At 50.2% G+C, this 2,317-nt stretch carries 4 protein-coding genes; all 4 read left to right on the top strand.

Translation table 11 applies throughout. The features are described from left to right. Positions 1 to 115: 115 nt before the first annotated feature. From WCO51_12525 to WCO51_12540, 4 genes are read left to right on the top strand one after another with little or no spacing between them, the layout of a single operon-like run. Entirely contained in the window at positions 116 to 802 is a 687-nt protein-coding gene (locus tag WCO51_12525) for a sugar phosphate isomerase/epimerase (protein ID MEI6514077.1), read from the top strand. 39 nt (positions 803 to 841) lie between these two features. After that, on the top strand, positions 842 to 1,189 hold the full coding sequence (locus WCO51_12530) for a YbaB/EbfC family nucleoid-associated protein (protein ID MEI6514078.1): 348 nt from the start codon (positions 842 to 844) through the stop codon (positions 1,187 to 1,189). A gap of 4 nt (positions 1,190 to 1,193) precedes the next feature. Next, positions 1,194 to 1,790 (top strand): recombination mediator RecR, encoded by a 597-nt coding sequence (recR, locus tag WCO51_12535; GenBank protein ID MEI6514079.1) that lies wholly within the window; start codon positions 1,194 to 1,196, stop codon positions 1,788 to 1,790. After that, on the top strand, positions 1,787 to 2,029 hold the full coding sequence (locus WCO51_12540; protein MEI6514080.1) for a hypothetical protein: 243 nt from the start codon (positions 1,787 to 1,789) through the stop codon (positions 2,027 to 2,029). The genes recR and WCO51_12540 overlap by 4 nt, the downstream gene beginning before the upstream one ends. Positions 2,030 to 2,317: the final 288 nt, after the last annotated feature.

The following is a 2,317-nucleotide window of genomic DNA, read 5'->3' on the forward strand; positions in this document are numbered from 1 at the left end:
ATTCGGAAACACGCAATAGGAGATAATCATGAATAAGCCTGTGTTGGGAGCGCAATTATATACTTGTTCGAAATTTTGCCAGACACTCGATGGGATTAAGGAGTAGTTGGCGAAAGTGAAGAAGATCGGCTATACGGCCGTTCAAATTTCTGGATTTGGCCAAGTGGATAAGAAAGAAGTCGCCAAGTTGCTTGCCGACAGCGGACTAACCGTTGCGGCGACGCACTTTGATTGGACGGATTTCCTGAACGATACCGAAGGCCTGATTGAAATCCACAAAATGTACAACTGCAAGCACACGGCCATAGGCGGGCTTTGGGGTAAATATAATAGTCCTGAGGGGCTAAAGCAGTTCCTAAGCGAGCTTCCTGCGGTTTGGGAAAAACTCAATGCGGCAGGACTTGATTTCTCTTATCACAACCACAATCACGAGCTAGCCCGACTCGATGGCAAGAAAACTTACCTTGAGCTGCTCTATGACCTCTCCGATCCCAAGATGCTGAATGCGGAACTCGATTTGTACTGGATTCAAGCAGGGGGCGGCAATCCGGTCAGTTGGGTTAAGCGTTGCGCCGGTCGCGAACCGCTCATTCACTATAAAGATTTCGGAGTGACCGCCGACGGTGAAACGCGTTATAAAGATATCGGCGAAGGCAACCTCGAGTGGGCTGAGATTATTCAGGCTAGCATCGGGGGCGGCGTGGAGTATGCCCTGATCGAACAAGATAATACTTACGATCGAGACCCGTTCGAGTCGCTGGCAATCAGCTATAACTATTTACGCCAGATGGGCTTGAGTTAACGAATTACGTATTGAATATAAGTTGGAGGATTTAACCTAATGAAGATGCCGAAAATGCCTGGGATGGGTAACATAAATCAGTTGATGCAGCAGGTTCAAGACGCGGCGCGCCAGGCTCAAGAGATGGAAGAGAAATTGGCGGCGGAGCGTTTTGAAACAAGCGCCGGCGGCGGCATGGTTAAGGCAACCTTTAACGGTGTCGGCTCGGTGCTGGAGATTAAAATCGACCCGCAAGTCGTCGATCCAGACGATGTGGAGATGCTTCAGGACTTAGTGGTTAGCGCCATGCGAGACGGCCAGGAGCAAGCCGCTAAACTGCGCCAAAAAAAGGTCGAAGAGATAACCGGCAACATGCCGAATATCCCTGGCCTCAATATGCCGATGTAATAAGATGGTTTACGGTAAAACACTTTCTCAGCTTATCGGGGAATTGGAACGACTGCCGGGCGTGGGACCAAAATCAGCGCAACGGTTAGCGTTTCACATTTTAAGGCTTCCAATAGAAGAAACTCAACGGTTGGCGAATTCAATTACTGAAGCTCGCAAGCGCGTTTGTTTTTGCGAGAACTGCTTTAACCTCACGGAGGAGCCCCTTTGCGAAATGTGTCGTGACCCACGCAGGGATACTACGGTTATCGCCGTGGTAGCAGGACCTCGCGATGTCGCAGCTATGGAACGAACAGGGGAATTCCGCGGTTTGTATCATGTGCTTCATGGGCTAATTTCGCCGATGGAAGGTATCGGACCGGAACAGCTTCACATTGATCATCTGATTGAGCGCGTATCTGATCAGGGTGTGACTGAAGTTATTATGGCAACCAACCCGACAGTGGAAGGCGATACGACGGCTCTTTATCTGGCCCGCCTATTAAAACCGTTTGGTCCACGGATTTCACGTATTGCTTATGGAATGCCGGTCGGCGGCGACCTTGATTATGCCGACCAGGCAACGGTAATCTCAGCGCTGCAATTCCGGAGAGAACTTTGACCGATACCAACACACTTAGTTCAGAACAAATCGGCCAGCTAGGGCTGGATATTTATGACAAACAGGTAAAGCCGAAGCTAACCCCTCAAGACCGCGGCAAGTGGCTAGCAATCGACGTCAGCACAGCCGAATACTATATCGGTAAGGACGCCATAGAAGCTGCCAAAAAAGCCCGAGCCACCTCACCAGACGCCCCTCTCTTCGTCGTCAAAATTGGCGATGATAAGAAGAATGGGTAGTATCAGGAAGGGGCTTTGGGATTGAAGCAAGAAGCAAGAGGCAAGAAGCTAGATTCCGGATTTAGGGCTTTGCTAACGGTGTCATGCGAGGATGATTGTGCCGAAGCAACTCCCACCTGACCTTACTATAAGTACAACCATCTGGAACCCCCACCTCAGCCACTTCGTGGCAGGTCCTCCCCCTTTTCAACAACTTCGTGTAGAAAATGGGAGGAGTTTCTTACCCTTCCCCCTTTTCTTCTGCGAAGCCGTAGAAAAGGGGGAAGGCCTATGAAATAGGGATGGGGG

It is taken from the genome of bacterium, from assembly GCA_037131655.1.
GTDB lineage: Bacteria > Armatimonadota > Fimbriimonadia > Fimbriimonadales > JBAXQP01 > JBAXQP01.